The sequence below is a fragment of the Reichenbachiella agarivorans genome (genome assembly GCF_025502585.1).
GTDB lineage: Bacteria > Bacteroidota > Bacteroidia > Cytophagales > Cyclobacteriaceae > Reichenbachiella > Reichenbachiella agarivorans.
Genome location: NZ_CP106679.1, coordinates 2676736 through 2693149, shown reverse-complemented (window position 1 = coordinate 2693149; position 16414 = coordinate 2676736). Strand labels below are relative to the sequence as shown.

Below are 16414 nucleotides of genomic sequence, written 5' to 3'. Positions count from 1 at the left end.
CACCACGTTGCAAACAGAGTATCCATTAAACTCCCACAATCAACTTGAAATACTAAAAAAATATACAAATGGAGATAAAGACAAAGTATATGTAAAAGCAAATCATCCAACAGAAAGCAACTGTAAAGATTTATTACAAAAAAATACTGAGCTTCAAAAAATAATTAGAGATAATGCCATTACATGCATCAAACAATAAATACTGTAATGAGAGCAGTTATTTGGCAACATAACAATCCTGATATTGCAAATAACCTAAACCCAGTATTACCAAACACAGCAAGTTTAAAATAAGCGGACGCTTTTAAAAGTACTTCAATTACAGATGATGAAAACATCCCAATTAACAAAAGACGTAGCGGAGTGGAGCGACTTATTCTATTGAATTTTTTCAAGACCAAAGCAGAGAGATGAAAAGTATAAGAAAATGTATCTAGTCTCATTTATGCTATTGAGGAACCAGAAACATTCCAACATACAAACCATCAGAAGAAATTAAAATTACCGAACGTTTGGTAAAATACTATATGGTTTATACATTTGTCTTATGAGACCACAAAAGATAGAGGAACAGGAAATGCTTAATGGCTTTGCAAAACTTTTTAAAGAGAAGGGCTATGAGGGGACAAGCTTGGCTGAATTAGCTCTGGTCACTGGATTAAAAAAAGCAAGCTTGTATCATCGGTTTCCCCAAGGAAAAGAAGAAATGGCAAAAGCTGTATTGCTAAATATTAATAATTGGGTAGAAGAACACGTCTTCAATACCCTTACCAATCAGTTGCTTTCTCCAGCAGAGCGACTTAAAAATGGATTGCAGTTCATTAAAAAACTGTACGAAGAGGGTAACGCTCCTTGTCTTTTACAAGCCTTTTCAATGCAATCTGGGATAAACATATTTAGCCAACTTATAAATGACTCTATGTCATATTGGGTGGATGCTTTTACAAATATTGGATTAGCATTTGGTTTAAACCAATCTGTAGCAAAAGAAAAAGCTACTCAGGTACTTATTGAAATTCAAGGTAGCTTGATTGTTTCAAGAGGTTTTAATAATCCAAAAATTTTTATTAATACCTTAAATAATATTGAAACCCTATATACTAAAGAGTAAAAAAATTTGAATTAACAATTTACCGAACGTTCGGTATTATAATAATAGGACTGCAATTGTATATGATAGGAGAAAAAAGAAATGGATTTACATAATGTATGTAACACTGTTTATTGGCCGTACAGACAATATAATCGAAACAGAAAGGATAATAAAATGAATCAAATTAAATACAAAAATGCAGTAGTTGACGGTGTGTCAATTGCTTATCGGGAAGTTGGGGTTCCAAGTAAACCCACAATTTTATTGTTGCACGGTTACCCATCATCGTCACATCAATACAGAAAAGTGCTTAATCATTTGGGGAGTGAATTTCACTTAATAGCACCAGATTATCCAGGTTTTGGTAATAGTGATTTTCCATCTCCTGACATATATGAATACACCTTTGATAATATAGCTCACACCATGCAGTCATTTATTAAATTAAAGGGATTAGACTCCTATGCCATTATGATGCAAGATTATGGAGCTCCTATCGGTTTCAGGATAGCAACTGCGAACCCAGAAAAAGTAACCGCGATTATTACTCAAAATGGGAACGCTTATGAGGAAGGTATGGGCGAAGCTTGGTCAGGCATTAAGGAATTTTGGAAAAACCGAAATGAAAGTACCGAAAAAGCGTTGCTGCCAGCATTTACGCTTGAAGGTTTAAAATGGCAATATACTCATGGCACTAGAAATCCTGAAAATATCAATCCTGATACGTGGCATTTAGATTATTTAAGAATGTCACGTCCTAATGCACATAAAGTAAATTTAGATTTATGGTACGATTACCAAAGTAATTTAAAGTTGTATCCTAAATGGCAACAGTATTTAAGGGATAATCAACCACCAACCCTAGTTGTGTGGGGTAAAAATGATGAATACTTTCCAGAAAGCGGTGCAGAAGCATTCAAAAAGGATATCAAGAAAATAGATTATAATATTTATAATACCGGACATTTTGCCCTTGAGGAAAATGGGGATGAAATAATATCCAAAATACGGGATTTTATGAATGCTTTATAATTATTCTAAAGGTGTGTAGCCTTCCCCATAATCTCACGTCCACTAAGACCTAAAATATAGAAGGGCTCCCCCACCTGAAACAAGTGATTTAACTTCACAACAGTCGATCTGGTATATGGGTAAATACTCCCGAAACCAGGTAATTTTCTTCCTTGATTGGTCTATTGTAGATATAGACCCAAGATTGAATTGTGCCTTGTGCGCAATGAATCGAGACTTTCTCTCGCACATATTCTTGTGGCGCTGAGAATTGAGCTCCGATACCTTCATAGGGATCTAGCTGATCCAAGACTTCCTGATGATTGTCACTCAACTCAAACAATTGACCATAGACCCTTTCCTCAGACACCGTCGAGACTATGACGCCAGGATAATGCTCAATTAAATACAGTCTACCCAGCATGTATCCCTCTCCTATCAGAGTGGAATTGCTGCGCAGCAGTTGGGCATAGGGATTGTCAAAAGACTGCATCAAAGTCCCGTACACAAACAAATATTCTTTTGGACTCACCTCAATCATTGTAAATATCCACTAAATGTACAGTCATATTTTCAATTTACCCCTTGATTTTTGGATTAGATATTTTTCCGTATTTTAGTCGAAACTATTGGCAAACAGAAACAGCAGCTGAGAAACCACTATTTAAAACTTAGAGCAAATTATGGAGGTAAGAGGATCAGTATTGATGAGTATTGATGAATTCGTAAAGCAAAGACATGCTGGGCAGTATTCGGATTGGAAAGACAATTTATCAGCCGACACACAAAAACTCCTCGGCAATGTCGGAGCACAAAAGTGGTATCCTGTCAATGAAGGAGTCATTGAACCTACCATTCAGCTGTGCAAACTCTTCTACCCAGATGCCAAAAAAGGAGCCTGGGAATCGGGTAGGTACAGTGCCGAAGCTGCACTAAAAGGTGTCTTTAAAATCTTCGTATTGGTCAGTACGCCAGCTTTTATGCTCAAGCGCGCCAGTAGGGTCATGACGACCTTCTACTCACCGACCAACATCGAAGTGATAGCTACCACGGACAAATCTATGCTGTTGCACTTGACTGAGCTCCCTATCAACAACGAATTGATTGAATACCGTATCGGAGGATGGATGGAAAAGGCTTTGGAAATCTGCGGCTGTCAGAATCTACAATTCGACATCAAAAATTCCTTGTCCAAAGGAGACCCATATACCTCCTATGAAATCACCTGGGATTAGGTCGCTTGGCAAAAAGCACAAATAGAGGTAGACAAAAGTGCTCATTTGCTTATCCTTTCAATCCTCTAAAAAACTGAGAATCTAATGCCACGGGTGTTAGATTCTTTTTTTATCCCTGAACTCAGGCTAATATTGCATTTTGAAGGCAACAGACATGGGAGATAGCAAAAAAGGCAAGCAAATAGATCAAAACGAAATACAGAAAGCGGTGGAATTGCTCCAAGCACTCTCCGAGCAGGGTGAAATGCTAGATGCTATGCCTGAAGATATCCGTGTCGAACTGCTCAAAGCTGCTGGTAAGCTCTCCCGACCAAACAGAGACGAATACCGGCTAAGAAAGCGCCAAATCAAAAAGGAAAAACGGATTCAAAAAGTCTCCAACGATCGCAAAGCAAGGGCCCTGTCTGGTATCAGATCAGCACGTGAGACGCCAATATTTGAAGCGCCCAAGCAATTGCAGGCAGCGCATATCCCTCCTACCGACGACCGAGTACTGTCTTCTCCCCGCAACTGCTACGTCTGCAAGAAGGAATATACCACTCTCCACCACTTCTATGATGCCATGTGCCAGGAGTGTGGTGACCTCAACTATCTGAAGCGCTTTCAGCGTGCTGACATGACGGGACAGGTCGTATTGATCACAGGCTCCCGATTAAAAATCGGCTACCACATCTGCCTGATGATGCTGCGCTCTGGTGCTACAGTGATCGCCACGACACGATTCCCAGTGGATTCGGCCAATCGCTTCTCCAAAGAAGAGGATTTTGAGCTGTGGAAAGATCGCCTGCACATCCATGGTTTGGATCTGAGACACATCCCCAGTGTGGAGCTATTTGCCAGCTATGTCGAGCAGAATTTTGACCGTCTCGATGTAATCATCAACAATGCTGCCCAGACAGTGCGAAGACCGCCAGGGTTCTATGCCCATATGATGGAGAAGGAATTGCTACCCTATGCACAACAATCCGACAGAGCCAAAATCTTGCTCAAAGACCATCACGCCTGTGTCCGTGACCTCACTGACTATGGCAAATCACTGGAAAACAACGATGGCGCTATGCCCGTCACATGGCACGGTCAGGAACCAGGCGTAGGGATAAGAGCATCCGCCAAGCTATCGCAGATTCCATATCGCTTTGACAATTCACTGGAGGCAGCAGAGATATTCCCAGAAGGAGAACTAGATGCAGATTTGCAACAAGTAGATCTGCGCAAAACCAACAGCTGGCGACTCAGACTCGGCGAGATACAAACTGCCGAAATGCTAGAGGTACAATTGGTCAATGCCGTGGCTCCTTTCGTGCTGATCAACAGTCTGATCGGATTGATGCGCAAGGACTATACAGGGCAAAAACACATCATCAATGTCTCAGCCATGGAGGGCAAATTTCACCGGTTCAAGAAAGAAGACCGACACCCGCACACCAACATGGCCAAGGCGGCCTTGAACATGATGACACACACCTCTGCGAGTGACTTTGCCAAGGATGGCATCTACATGAATGCCGTCGATACGGGCTGGGTGACCGATGAGGATCCCATCGAACTAGCTAAAAAGAAAGAAGAGCTGCACGATTTTCAGCCTCCACTAGATATAGTCGATGGAGCCGCCAGAGTGGTCGATCCATTGTTGGATGGAATCAATACTGGCAAGCATTGGTGCGGCAAATTCCTCAAAGACTACTTTCCAATAGACTGGTAATGAAGCGGAAATACTTTTTCTACCTCATAGAATTTCAATATTTGGGATACCGCTACCATGGATTCCAAAAACAACCCAACGTGAAAACGATCCAGCTCAGGCTAGAAAAAACGCTCAACCACGTACTAGGACACAAAGAGCACAAAACACTAGCCGCAGGCAGAACAGACGCCATGGTCTCTGTCAATCAATCTTATTTCGAACTGTTCGTCCAAGAAGAACTCCATACGCAGGAGTTTTTTCAAGAACTAAACAAAAATCTACCATCAGATATTCGAGCCTTAAGCATCAAGCAGGTAGATGAAAAATTCAACATCATACAGCACTCCAAAATCAAAGAGTATTTGTATCTGTTTTCTTTTGGAGCCAAGAACCACCCCTTTGCAGCGCCATATATCTGTCACATCAGAGAACCCCTCGATATCCCACTGATGACCGAGGCTGCCAGTTTGTACCAAGGCAAACACAACTTTCAGAATTTCGTCCACAAACCATCAGAAAAGACGGTATTCGAACGAGAAATCCTGCATAGTGAAATCGTCATCAATGACATCTATACAGCCAACTTCTTTCCAGAGCAAAGCTACATTTTTCGGGTATCTGGCCCAGGATTCATGAGGTATCAGGTCAGGATGATGGTCGGGGCACTATTCAGCCTTGGCAAAGGAGAAATAGATCTGGAAGAGTTCAAATTGTCTTTGATCGAAAAACGAAAGGAACCCTATACCTACATCGCTCCCGCGACTGGTTTGGTACTCAATTCGGTTACCTATTAGATTTACTCTCCAAAAAACAAGCAAGACAAGGTAAATACTACCATAAAAGTGAGATTCACCTAGTAGGAGTCTTATTATTTGCCTGTTATTTTACATCCAAACTAACAATCATGATGAAAAAATCAATACTAGTGTTGGCTGTGGCTGGTCTCATATCTTGTGGAGAAAAAAACACCAAAGACAGTGAAGCCCCAAAGCTTGCGGCCAATGAATGGAATGCTGCATTGTTCTATGAAGATCAAAACGAACTGGGTGAGGGAGCAATCTGGAATCATATGACCAACGAGTTGTGGTCAATTGATATAGAAGGCAAGAAGTTTTTTCGACTCAATGTATCTACCAAAAAAAGAGCCGTACACCAGCTGGAGCAAAGAATCGGTACCATCGTACCAGCGACCGATGGCAGAGCAGTATTGGCACTACAAGACGGTATCTACTACTATGACTTGGACAGTAGTAAATTGGACTTGATAGTCAGTCCCGAGGCTGAGATCTCCAACATGCGCTTCAATGACGGCAAATGCGACCCTTCAGGGCGATTGTGGGTAGGATCCATGCACCTCGACCAGATAGATGATGCAGCCGCACTTTACAAAATCGATTCAAGCGGCAACTCCATTCAGATGCTAGACAGCGTCACCATTTCCAATGGGATCGCATGGAGCGCGGATAAAAAAACCATGTTTTACATAGACACGCCTGATGGCAAGGTCAGAGTTTTCGACTATGATGATGCCACGGGTACTATTTCCAACGAGCGCTACATGATGGATTTCTCTGAATATGGCTATCCTGACGGAAGCACCATCGACGCAGAAGACAATCTCTGGGTGTGTCTCTGGAATGGAGGCAAAGTACTGAGAATAGACACCAAAACAGGAACGATCTCAGGACAAATCCATGTCCCTGCTCACAACATTACTTCTTGTGCTTTTGGAGGTAAAAACCTAGACTCGCTGTTCATCACATCGGCACGTGTGGATATGAGAGCGAGCGAACTGGATGCTATGCCACTATCGGGCAGTGTCTTTGTCGCTGTACCTGGTGTAAAGGGCGTAAAGGCGTCCTTCTTTGCCAACTAGACCTATCAACTACCATACAAGAAAAAGCCCATCGAGATGAACTTGATGGGCTTTTCTGATTGAACTGCTATGACTTCTTGCTTAACGTCATGAAGTGCGAAAGGTTTAGTAGAATAAAATGCTGGCAACAATGACCCAAGCACCTACACAAATACCAACTAACCCCAGTTTTCCTTGCATAGGAGCCAGCTTTGCCAAAAGTGCTTCCCCTTTCTTTTTAGCTTCTTCGTTTTTAGATAAGATCAATCGACTGATCATTCCATATCCTAGGATAAAACCCAACACTGCCTCTACTGCACTAGATGCCAACCAAGTGATCCACCAGATAGGCCATGTGGTCAACATGCTCATGTTAAGTACCGCTTGGATTACGCCCCAGATACCCCAAAAACAAAAGGCAAGACCAATCCAACCTTGATAAGGCGTGATTTTGTCCAACAACTCTTGTGCATTTGGTTTTTTTGCTAGCAAAAGAGAGGGAGCTGCCAATATCCCCAAGATAATTAATGTAATACCGTAGATCATTTTAGTTTTATTTTTTGGTTTATTTCGATTGCAAATATGAAATCGAAAATACTGCTATACATCACCATAATGTGGTAAAAGAAAAAATCACCATAAATGGTGATCCGCAATCAAAACAGTACCCAAAACAGCCTTTTATCGTTCCCAAATACTAAAATCCTTGCCTCTACCACGTCCAATCAACTCTGACATTCGGTATTGCTCCATGATGTGGACATCCTGCAAAATGAACTCTTCGTCAGAGACAATCTCTACTACGCGAAACTCATACTTCTCTCCGTAGTTGACCAAAACATACTCTTTGTGTGTCCGAATGTTGTTTAAAGCGATACTCATTGATGATTCTATTTGAGGGCAAGGTTAATGAATATCCCCATACGATACTTTGAATAAATAGATATAATGAGGTAAATTAGAAGTAAATGAAAACCAACCTTTTCATCCTACTTGGAACTCTTGCGATCCAACTTGACCTCTTTGGTCAAAATGGCGACTATGCCATGGGAGCCAGATCGAGTGCCATTGCAGGTACTAGCGTCACTATTTCGGACGGATGGGCACTATTCAACAACATTGGGGCTTTGGCGGATGCCGAAAAAATAGCCGTCTTTGGTTCTTACCGCAATCTCTATGGTATTCCTGAGTTGTCCAGCATAGCAGCAGGCGCAACCCTACCCATTTGGAATGGTGTATTCGGTGTAGGGGTCTTCCGCTACGGTGGCGATCTACTCAACGAACAACGGGCTCACATGGGATATAGTCACCGCTTAGGCATAGTCAGCCTGGGACTAAATCTTGGTTACTACCAACTAAACATCGAAAATGGTGGCTCCACTGGCAACCTCATGATTGATTTTGGAGGACGTGCCGAGCTCACCAAGCACCTGTACTTTGGCGCGCATGTGTCCAACATCAACCAAGCCAAACTCTCCAAACAAACAGGCGAACTAGTACCTACATACATGAAAACGGGCCTGAGCTACCGACCCAATTCTGATCTGATGCTCAATACCGAGGTAGAAAAGAACCTAGACGACCCTCTCTCCTTCAAAATCGGAATGGAATACCAAATCATAGAATGGGTGGCACTGCGTTTGGGTTTCAAGACAGAGCCATTTATCAGCAACTTCGGGATCGGGTTGAATCCCAAAAACCTGAGTATAGATTACGCCTATAGCATTCATCCCGATCTAGGTGGCATCAATCAAGTTTCATTTGCCTACTATTTTGGATCCAAAAAATCCCTAGAATGAATCGCTGGGTACAAATATTGTCGATGGTACTGTGGCCAACTGCCATATTTGCTCAATACCCAGAACCAGACAGACCCCAGATCGATATACAGACTTTCATAGAAGGTATGTTTCAGGTGCCTGACGAAGACATCAACTACGATGACCTCTATGAGTCGCTGTACCAACTCTACCTCAACCCCATTGATCTCAACCGCACCAACAAGTCTGAACTCAATAGTCTCTACCAACTCAACATCCTACAAATCAACAACCTCATCGACTATTTGGATCAACACGGCCCTATGACTTCTATCTACGAGCTGCAAGTCATCGAAGGTTTTGATGTCATCACAATAGAAAACATCCTGCCTTTTGTGGTGGTGAGAGGAAAAGACGATTACCAAATGCAAGGCAACCTACTCCAACGGATCACGCACGAAGAAAACAGCTATTTTATCCTCAGGGCAGAACGCAACCTAGAGGACAAGCATGGATACACCAGAATAGACTCAGGAGGCTATGTAGGCTCTCCGTATAAATTATATGGTCGTTTCCAATCGCGCCATTCCAAAGATTTCAGTGTGGGGTTCACTTTCGAGAAGGATCCTGGGGAACAGGTGATTTGGGATTCGAAACAAAAACAATATGGGTTCGACTACTACTCGTATCACTTGTTTTTGGAGAACAAAGGTTCGTTCAAAAAGATCAGCATCGGAGACTATCAAATGCAGTTTGGTCAAGGGCTGATTCTCGGCTCTGGTTTCAATCCTGGCAAAGGAACCGAAACCATCACCACCGTCAAACGCGGCAATTCTGGTATACGACCCTATAGTTCGGTACTGGAATCGGGTTTTATGCGAGGAGCCGCATTTACCTACACTGTTGCCAAACGAATTGACATCAGCCCCTTTTATTCTCACATCAGACAAGATGGCAACATCCAAACCGCAACAGACAGTGAAAGTTATGAAGAATATGTCTCTAGTATCCTAGAGACGGGGTTTCATCGCACGTATACAGAACTGGAGAATAGAAACAAAATCACCGAAGACAGCTATGGAGTCAACCTGACCTACAATGATACTCACTCCCGCAATTTTCAGGGAGGAATCACCTACATGGCCAGTCATTACTCTCACACGATACAAAAAACTCCCAACAATTACAACCAGTATGAATTCAAAGGGAAATACAATTACAACGTAGGGCTGTTTGCCAACTACAACTGGCACAACATCCTGCTGTTTGGTGAGGCTGCCCAATCTAGGTCTGGTGGGCGAGCCTATGTCGCAGGGTTCATGAGTAGTCTGTCTCCAATCGTCTCGCTCAGTTTCGTATATAGAGATTATGACAAGGATTTTCATTCGTTCTACGGCAACTCATTCAGCGAGGGGTCTCGGACAATCAATGAAAAAGGTATGTATTGGGGATTGAAAATCACACCTTCCAAGCGTTGGGTCTTTGCAGCATTTTATGATTACTTTAGTTTTCCTTGGCTGAGATACCGAGCAGAAGCCCCGTCTTCTGGCTATGAATACCTGCTAAAAACTGAATACAGACCCTCGCGTAGTGTCAACCTCTACCTGCAATACCGAGAGCAATCCAAAGAAAGAACGATTGCACAAGAGAATGAAAATATCAAAAGACTGGTAGCAGGAATCAAACGATCACTTGCTGCCAATTTGGATTATCATCTCAACCCCGCCCTTGCTCTCAAGTCTAGGGTACAGTATAGCAGCTACGACTTGGACGCAAATTCAACCTCAGGGATTGCGATCATCCAAGACGTCAATGTCAGAATCTCAAAATTCAGGATAAGCACCCGATTTGCAATCTTTGACACTGAGGATTATGACAACAGACAATATGTGTACGAGAAAGACCTGCTCTATGCATTTTCAATTCCCGCCTATTCAGGTATAGGTACACGCAGCTACGTTATGCTGCAATACAACCCTACACGAAAACTGACGCTCTGGACAAAGTATGGCAGGTATCATTATGACGAGCAAATCGAATCCATCGGCTCTAGCAACGAGCGTATTGATGGGAACATCAAATCCGAAATTAAATTTCAAATCCGCTATAAATTATAAATCTCCCTCGAAGACCGAAGGAGATTTATAGTTCGACACCTGTCAAAAGGTTCAATCTTCGTTCAACTCAGACAGACTTTCGGTGACATTGATCAAATGGTCTCCGATTTTCTCACAAGCAAAAATCCAATCTCTATAGGCTACTCCTGTACGAATATCAAAGTCCTTTTCTTTAATTTTCTTAAAGTAATCTTTGTTCAACTCCTTTGTCTTAGCATTGATTTGCCTTTCAATATCCTTGGCATTATCAGGTGTAACATCTGAATAACTCTTGTTCAAATTGATCACCACCTGATCGATAGCCTGACCTACCAAGCCTACCAAAGCATTCAGGTTCTTGGTTTGCTCCTTGTTGAAGTCAAACTTGTATTTGGTCTTCTTGCTAGCATCTTTGGACATTCGCATCATGATATCTGCAACTCTCTCCAAATCACTGGTGATGCTCAACATAGCTCTGATTTCTTCAGAAGATTCGGACGAAAGCCTACCTTCTGCTACTTTGACCAAGTAATCATCAATTTCTACTTCCAACTCATCGGTATGCTGTTCATATTTTTCAATCTTCTTGAGTAATTTTTCAATTCTCTTTGGATTGTCAGAGTTGACCAGTTCCACTGAAAAATCATGCATTTTGCGAATCATCTCTCCAAAAAGTGCCAATTCCTTCCTTGCCTCCAACAGCGCAATCTCCGTTGTACTCATCAAACTAGTACCGATAAATTCAAGACGGAATTCATCATCTTCCTCATCACGAGAAGGCACCATTTTGATCACCAGTTTTTCTATATATGGAACAAACCATATCATGATCAATGTATTGATGATGTTGAAACTAATATGAAAGTAAGTCAAACCCCACTTGACTGCCGAAGTATCATTGAGAGGTGAGCCATGATCGCTCAACGCCACCATCATCGAGTCTATGGTATTAATATAAAAATGAAAAACCAACAACATCCAGACTACTCCTAGTAAATTGAAAACTAGGTGAGCCCTAGCTGCTCGTTTGGCATGTACATTCCCAACCAAAGCGGCCAAATTGGCTGTGATCGTAGTGCCAATATTTTCTCCTAGTACGATGGCCGCTGCCATATCAAATGGAATCCATCCATTGTCACACATAATCAAAGTGATGGCCATAGCTGCACTTGACGACTGAACCACCACCGTTAATACAGTACCTATCAATACAGCGGTAACAATTGCTAGAAACCCCCACTCATTGAGTGAAGAAATCCACGCTAGGATCTCAGGGTTGTTTTTCAAATCTGGGACAGAATGCTTCAATTCGTCCAAGCCCATGAATAGCAAAGCAAAACCAATCATAAACTCCCCCCAATATTTGAGATTTGCCTTTTTGGCAAACATCAAAGGAAATCCAAAACCTATGATTACCAAGGCATAATTAGAAATGCTAAACTTGGAAAAACCTAAAAAAAGTATCAATATGGCAGTAATCGTAGTACCAATATTGGCTCCCATGATCACACTGATGGCTTGGCGCAATTTCAGCAACCCTGCATTGACAAAACTCACTACCATCACGGTAGTGGCTGATGAAGATTGAATAATGGCTGTTGTCAAAAAACCGGTAAATACCCCACTCACTCTGTTGGACGTGATCAAACTCATCACTCCTCTCAACTTGTCTCCTGCTACTTTTTGGATCGATTCACTCATCACTTTCATCCCGTAGATAAAGAATCCAAGTGCTCCCACCAATTTCAAAACGTCAAATAAACCGTATTCCACCTCTTCTCTTTTAAATAAAAACTGTATCTGATTTCAAATGCCTGCAAATGTAAGAATTATTCACGTGCTCAATTTTAATTAAACATTAACATATACCCTTAAAAACACATCAATACATTTATTTTCTTAATAATTGCATAACACGAAAGAAGTATATATCCTTTAATTTTGCGCTTCCACTATGGGAGATCAAAAGGAAAAAAAATCAATCGGTATTATCAAGTTCGTCTTAAGTCTTGGATTTTCGCTCTTGATTTTTTTATGGTCATTGGATCTAATGACCACTACATTTCAATTCATCGGAAATCAAACTGTCACCAGTTTGTTAGATATTATTGCCAATCCTTTTGTCAGTCTGTTTATTGGATTGTTTATCACTGCAGTCATACAGAGCAGCTCGACAAGTACTTCCCTGATCGTAGCGATTGTAGCATCAGGCAGCCTGTCCTTACAAAATGCCGTCCCGATGATCATGGGCGCAAATATTGGTACTACCTTGACCAGTACCATCGTATCACTCAGCTACATCACCAACAACAAGGAATTCAAAAATGCAATCGCTACGGGGGTCATGCACGATTTTTTTAACATCATGACCGTCTTGATACTTTTTCCTCTAGAGTGGAAGTACCAAATATTATCCAATCTATCCATAGACATAACCAACTTTTTCGGATTTGAATCACCCAAGTCAACATTGACAAATACAGTCAATACAGGCTATTTTAGAAGGTTAAACAACTACATCCTGAGTATCACAGCCTTCAAACCGATACTTATCTTGCTCTCTACAGCTTGTCTATTGGGGTCTATCAAAATCATTTCTAAAACCATTTCCAACCGACTGATAGGTACCACACAGGAGAAATTTGAGCTGGTATTTTTCAAGAATAAATTCAGTGCCTTCAGCCTAGGTGCAATCTTGACAGGAGCAATACAGTCTAGCTCCATCTCCACGACGATCATCGTTCCTCTTGGCGCAACAGGCAAAATAAAACTACCCAAACTCTATCCATACATCATAGGTGCCAATGTAGGCACTACCATCACCGCACTCATCGCAGCACTCAACAAATCCGAAGCTGCCATGAACATTGCCTTGGTTCATTTTCTATTCAATCTAATTGGTGCATTTGTATTTTTATTGATCCCTGGCGTGAATAGACTGCCTATTATCTACGCCAAAAAATTTGGAAACATGACTATGCAGTACAAGATCATAGGCTTTTTTTATGTATTGTTTATTTTCTTCGTTCTCCCTCTTTCATTGATCTTTCTTGATAGGCTTTTATAGTTGAGCTTTTTTAACAATTAGCATATTCATGCTCCTAGAACAATAATTTACATTTTCTTAATGTTACCAAATTGTTAAGTTGGTATTACCAAGCTTTCAAGATTAAGTTAATGTTAACAACATTGGCTAACCTTGCGCCTTTAACAAATTCAGAAAATGCGTTATTACATATTGCTCGTAGCTCTGCTATGTATGAGCTACATCCCCTATGCCCAATCTTTTGAAGGTAGCAAAATTGGCAATGGGATTCGCTTCGTACCTAAGGACTCCTCCTTTAGCATCCAATGGAATACAAGGTTTCAGACAGAATATGTGGGTGTTCAGGATTTAGAAAGCAATGATTACAGTGATGCCTTTACGATTAGGAGGTTTCGAATCAAATTCAAGGGTTTTTTGGTTGATCCAAGATTTGGTTACAAAATAGAGTTGGCACTTGCCAACCGAGATCAAGGTGATTTTTTCGCAGAAAACAATGGTGCAGCCAATATCGTACTCGATGCTGTCATCAAATGGAGATTTCTCCCCAACTGGCAACTATGGATAGGCCAAACCAAACTCCCTGGCAATAGAGAAAGGGTCATTTCGTCTGGTACCCTACAGATGGTAGACCGTAGCAGACTCAATAGCAGATACAACATAGACAGAGATCAAGGGCTTCAATTGCGTCACGAGCACAAAATAGGACAAGTCGTCCTCAGAGAAATCGGCTCTATCTCATCAGGAGAAGGTAGAAACGTAACCATCTCTAATAAATCAGGCTATGATTACACAACCAGATTTGAATTCCTTCCATTTGGCAAATTCACTGCCAATGGAGATTACTTTGGAGAGGATTTGATGAGAGAAAAGACCCCAAAATTATCCTTGGCTGCTAGCTATGATTACAACGTAGGTACCAATAGAGAAAGAGGCCAGCTAGGTTACTTCATATTTGACAACAATGGAGATCCTCAGCACAGCACCTTGGCGACCCTATTTGCTGATGCATTCTTTAAATACAATGGCATCAGTCTCGCCTATGAGTATGCCAACAAACGTGTCGCTAATGGAGAATTGTCTGGAATAGGCACAGATGGTAGCACCATCTACTTCTACACTGGTCACGCGCACAATGTACAAGGCGGATACCTGTTTAAGAACAACTGGAGCATAGATGCTCGATATACAGTCAACAAGCCAGACAAATATGTAGATGAAGCCGAAAACCGTTACGAAATTGGCTTCTCAAAATACATAGCAGGTCACACTGTCAAGCTACAAGCCAACGTCGTGTATAGAGACCGTCTCACCAGCCATGATCAAATGCTCTATTTTGCACAACTGGAGTTAGGGTTTTGAGAAAGATTCAAGATTTTGAGAAAGAAGATCATAAGAATCACGACCCAAATCACATTCCAACCAAACCAGTTAACCAGCCAAACCAGAAAACCAGCTATTTACTCTCCTTCAATTTGACAATCTCATTTTGTAGATTGGCGACTATGGCAGTCAGCTCGCTGATATTCATATCTGAGCTATTGCCAGTGGCGTCTGGAAAATTGATACTGATATAAGCCTTAGATTCCCATACTTCAATGATGTGCTTGGCATCTACTTGATAGGGAGAGTATGCTTTGTTATCCGACACGAGAAACAACATCCCATTTTCTCCCACATAATTGAAGACTCGTTTGTAGACCACTCCTTCTTCTTTACTCAGGAGCACATAAGTCTTTCCATTTTTTATATCTGAGACATTATCTATGTACTTGCCAATGATAATCGTACCAGATTGCAACGGCAACATAGAATCGCCAGAAATCTCAAATGCCCGATAGGTGGCGTTCTGTGGCAGCATTGGCAGTTGAAAACGCGGCATGCTCTCTATGTAATCAGGATCGGCATAGCCATTAAGATAACCCGCAGATGCCTTTTGAGGAATCAACTCTATATTCTCCCTATCCTGGCTATCTACTGTGATGGACAATATCCTCGCTCCATCCTCACTACTCATATGCAAATCTTCATCTGTCAATTGACTCACATCCTTGCTAATCAAGGTATGAACGCTCACATTGAATAATTCAGACATGCGCAACAGATTGTTGAGTCGAGGATCAGCCCTGCCCTCTTCGTAGGCCCCTACCAAGGATCGTTTGATACCAATCGCTTCGGCAAAGGTCTCCTGTGTATATCCAAACTTCTTTCTAAGAAACTTGATGTTCTCATTGAGCTTAGCTACTTCCATGTTATCCATATTTCAATTTAGGCATCAAACATAACAATCCCATTGTCATTATTACAGGCTTTACCTATCGAATACAAGTTGATATGATGCACATTGGATTTGTTCTTGATTTGGTCTAGGCGAATGTAGATTTTCTCCACCACATTTCTAAGTGTCTCCCCCGAATCTGCCAACACATATCCATACATGTTCTTTTTCTTTTCGAGAGAAGCATGAAACTTGACTTGGCACTTGCCTGACTTTAGCTTTTTTGAGGATAGCCTTAGCTTGTAATCACCTCCGATATGATATTCTTCCATTACTAATAATATTGTCAATTAATGATACGTAAATCGTACTACCAGCTAATAATAACAATAAAACTAGGCTATAAATTTTAGCAATCC

General features: G+C 41.5%; 16 protein-coding genes. 10 read left to right on the top strand and 6 right to left on the bottom strand.

Translation table 11 applies throughout. The features are described 5' to 3' along the window. The first annotated feature begins 547 nt into the window (after positions 1-547). Both N6H18_RS11335 and N6H18_RS11330 read left to right on the top strand, forming a co-directional pair. Complete coding sequence (locus N6H18_RS11335) at positions 548-1111, top strand: TetR/AcrR family transcriptional regulator (protein ID WP_262308390.1); 564 nt, start codon at positions 548-550, stop codon at positions 1109-1111. Positions 1112-1267: 156 nt separating this feature from the next. Then, entirely contained in the window at positions 1268-2125 is an 858-nt protein-coding gene (locus N6H18_RS11330) for an alpha/beta fold hydrolase (protein ID WP_262308389.1), read from the top strand. Positions 2126-2219: 94 nt separating this feature from the next. Here N6H18_RS11330 and N6H18_RS11325 read toward each other — a convergent pair whose 3' ends face one another. Beyond that, the gene (locus N6H18_RS11325; RefSeq protein WP_262308388.1) at positions 2220-2636 is read right to left on the bottom strand and encodes a gamma-glutamylcyclotransferase family protein; all 417 of its coding nucleotides are present in this window, start codon (positions 2634-2636) and stop codon (positions 2220-2222) included. Positions 2637-2787: 151 nt separating this feature from the next. Here N6H18_RS11325 and N6H18_RS11320 point away from each other — a divergent pair, with 151 nt between their 5' ends. From N6H18_RS11320 to N6H18_RS11305, 4 genes are all read left to right on the top strand, one after another. Then, on the top strand, positions 2788-3339 hold the full coding sequence (locus N6H18_RS11320) for a hypothetical protein (RefSeq protein WP_262308387.1): 552 nt from the start codon (positions 2788-2790) through the stop codon (positions 3337-3339). Positions 3340-3478: 139 nt separating this feature from the next. Next, positions 3479-5041, top strand: coding sequence for an SDR family NAD(P)-dependent oxidoreductase (locus tag N6H18_RS11315; protein ID WP_262308386.1), 1563 nt, complete (start codon positions 3479-3481; stop codon positions 5039-5041). Next, positions 5041-5817 (top strand): tRNA pseudouridine(38-40) synthase TruA, encoded by a 777-nt coding sequence (gene truA, locus N6H18_RS11310; RefSeq protein WP_262308385.1) that lies wholly within the window; start codon positions 5041-5043, stop codon positions 5815-5817. Before N6H18_RS11315 ends, truA begins: the two co-directional genes overlap by 1 nt. A gap of 110 nt (positions 5818-5927) precedes the next feature. After that, positions 5928-6899, top strand: coding sequence for an SMP-30/gluconolactonase/LRE family protein (locus N6H18_RS11305; protein ID WP_262308384.1), 972 nt, complete (start codon positions 5928-5930; stop codon positions 6897-6899). Between the two features lie 105 nt (positions 6900-7004). On the opposite strand, the gene N6H18_RS11300 is transcribed toward N6H18_RS11305, so the two are convergent. Further along, positions 7005-7424 (bottom strand): hypothetical protein, encoded by a 420-nt coding sequence (locus tag N6H18_RS11300; RefSeq protein ID WP_262308383.1) that lies wholly within the window; start codon positions 7422-7424, stop codon positions 7005-7007. 135 nt (positions 7425-7559) lie between these two features. Beyond that, on the bottom strand, positions 7560-7760 hold the full coding sequence (locus N6H18_RS11295) for a hypothetical protein (RefSeq protein ID WP_262308382.1): 201 nt from the start codon (positions 7758-7760) through the stop codon (positions 7560-7562). An 86-nt stretch (positions 7761-7846) separates the two neighbouring features. Here N6H18_RS11295 and N6H18_RS11290 point away from each other — a divergent pair, with 86 nt between their 5' ends. Together N6H18_RS11290 and N6H18_RS11285 are read left to right on the top strand one after the other, a co-directional pair. Next, complete coding sequence (locus N6H18_RS11290; RefSeq protein WP_262308381.1) at positions 7847-8677, top strand: PorV/PorQ family protein; 831 nt, start codon at positions 7847-7849, stop codon at positions 8675-8677. Next, positions 8674-10755: a helix-hairpin-helix domain-containing protein gene (locus N6H18_RS11285; protein ID WP_262308380.1), complete on the top strand. Its 2082-nt coding sequence runs from the start codon at positions 8674-8676 to the stop codon at positions 10753-10755. Before N6H18_RS11290 ends, N6H18_RS11285 begins: the two co-directional genes overlap by 4 nt. A gap of 51 nt (positions 10756-10806) precedes the next feature. Here the strand turns inward: N6H18_RS11285 and N6H18_RS11280 are convergent, their stop codons facing one another. Then, the gene (locus N6H18_RS11280) at positions 10807-12507 is read right to left on the bottom strand and encodes a Na/Pi cotransporter family protein (protein ID WP_262308379.1); all 1701 of its coding nucleotides are present in this window, start codon (positions 12505-12507) and stop codon (positions 10807-10809) included. A gap of 181 nt (positions 12508-12688) precedes the next feature. Between N6H18_RS11280 and N6H18_RS11275 the strand changes: the two genes are divergently transcribed. Together N6H18_RS11275 and N6H18_RS11270 are read left to right on the top strand one after the other, a co-directional pair. Beyond that, positions 12689-13801, top strand: a complete 1113-nt coding sequence (locus N6H18_RS11275) for a Na/Pi symporter (RefSeq protein ID WP_262308378.1) — start codon at positions 12689-12691, stop codon at positions 13799-13801. A 156-nt stretch (positions 13802-13957) separates the two neighbouring features. Further along, on the top strand, positions 13958-15139 hold the full coding sequence (locus N6H18_RS11270) for an OprO/OprP family phosphate-selective porin (protein ID WP_262308377.1): 1182 nt from the start codon (positions 13958-13960) through the stop codon (positions 15137-15139). 94 nt (positions 15140-15233) lie between these two features. On the opposite strand, the gene N6H18_RS11265 is transcribed toward N6H18_RS11270, so the two are convergent. Next, positions 15234-16028, bottom strand: a complete 795-nt coding sequence (locus N6H18_RS11265; protein WP_262308376.1) for a helix-turn-helix domain-containing protein — start codon at positions 16026-16028, stop codon at positions 15234-15236. 17 nt (positions 16029-16045) lie between these two features. Next, on the bottom strand, positions 16046-16327 hold the full coding sequence (locus tag N6H18_RS11260) for a hypothetical protein (RefSeq protein WP_262308375.1): 282 nt from the start codon (positions 16325-16327) through the stop codon (positions 16046-16048). Between the last annotated feature and the right edge of the window lie 87 nt (positions 16328-16414).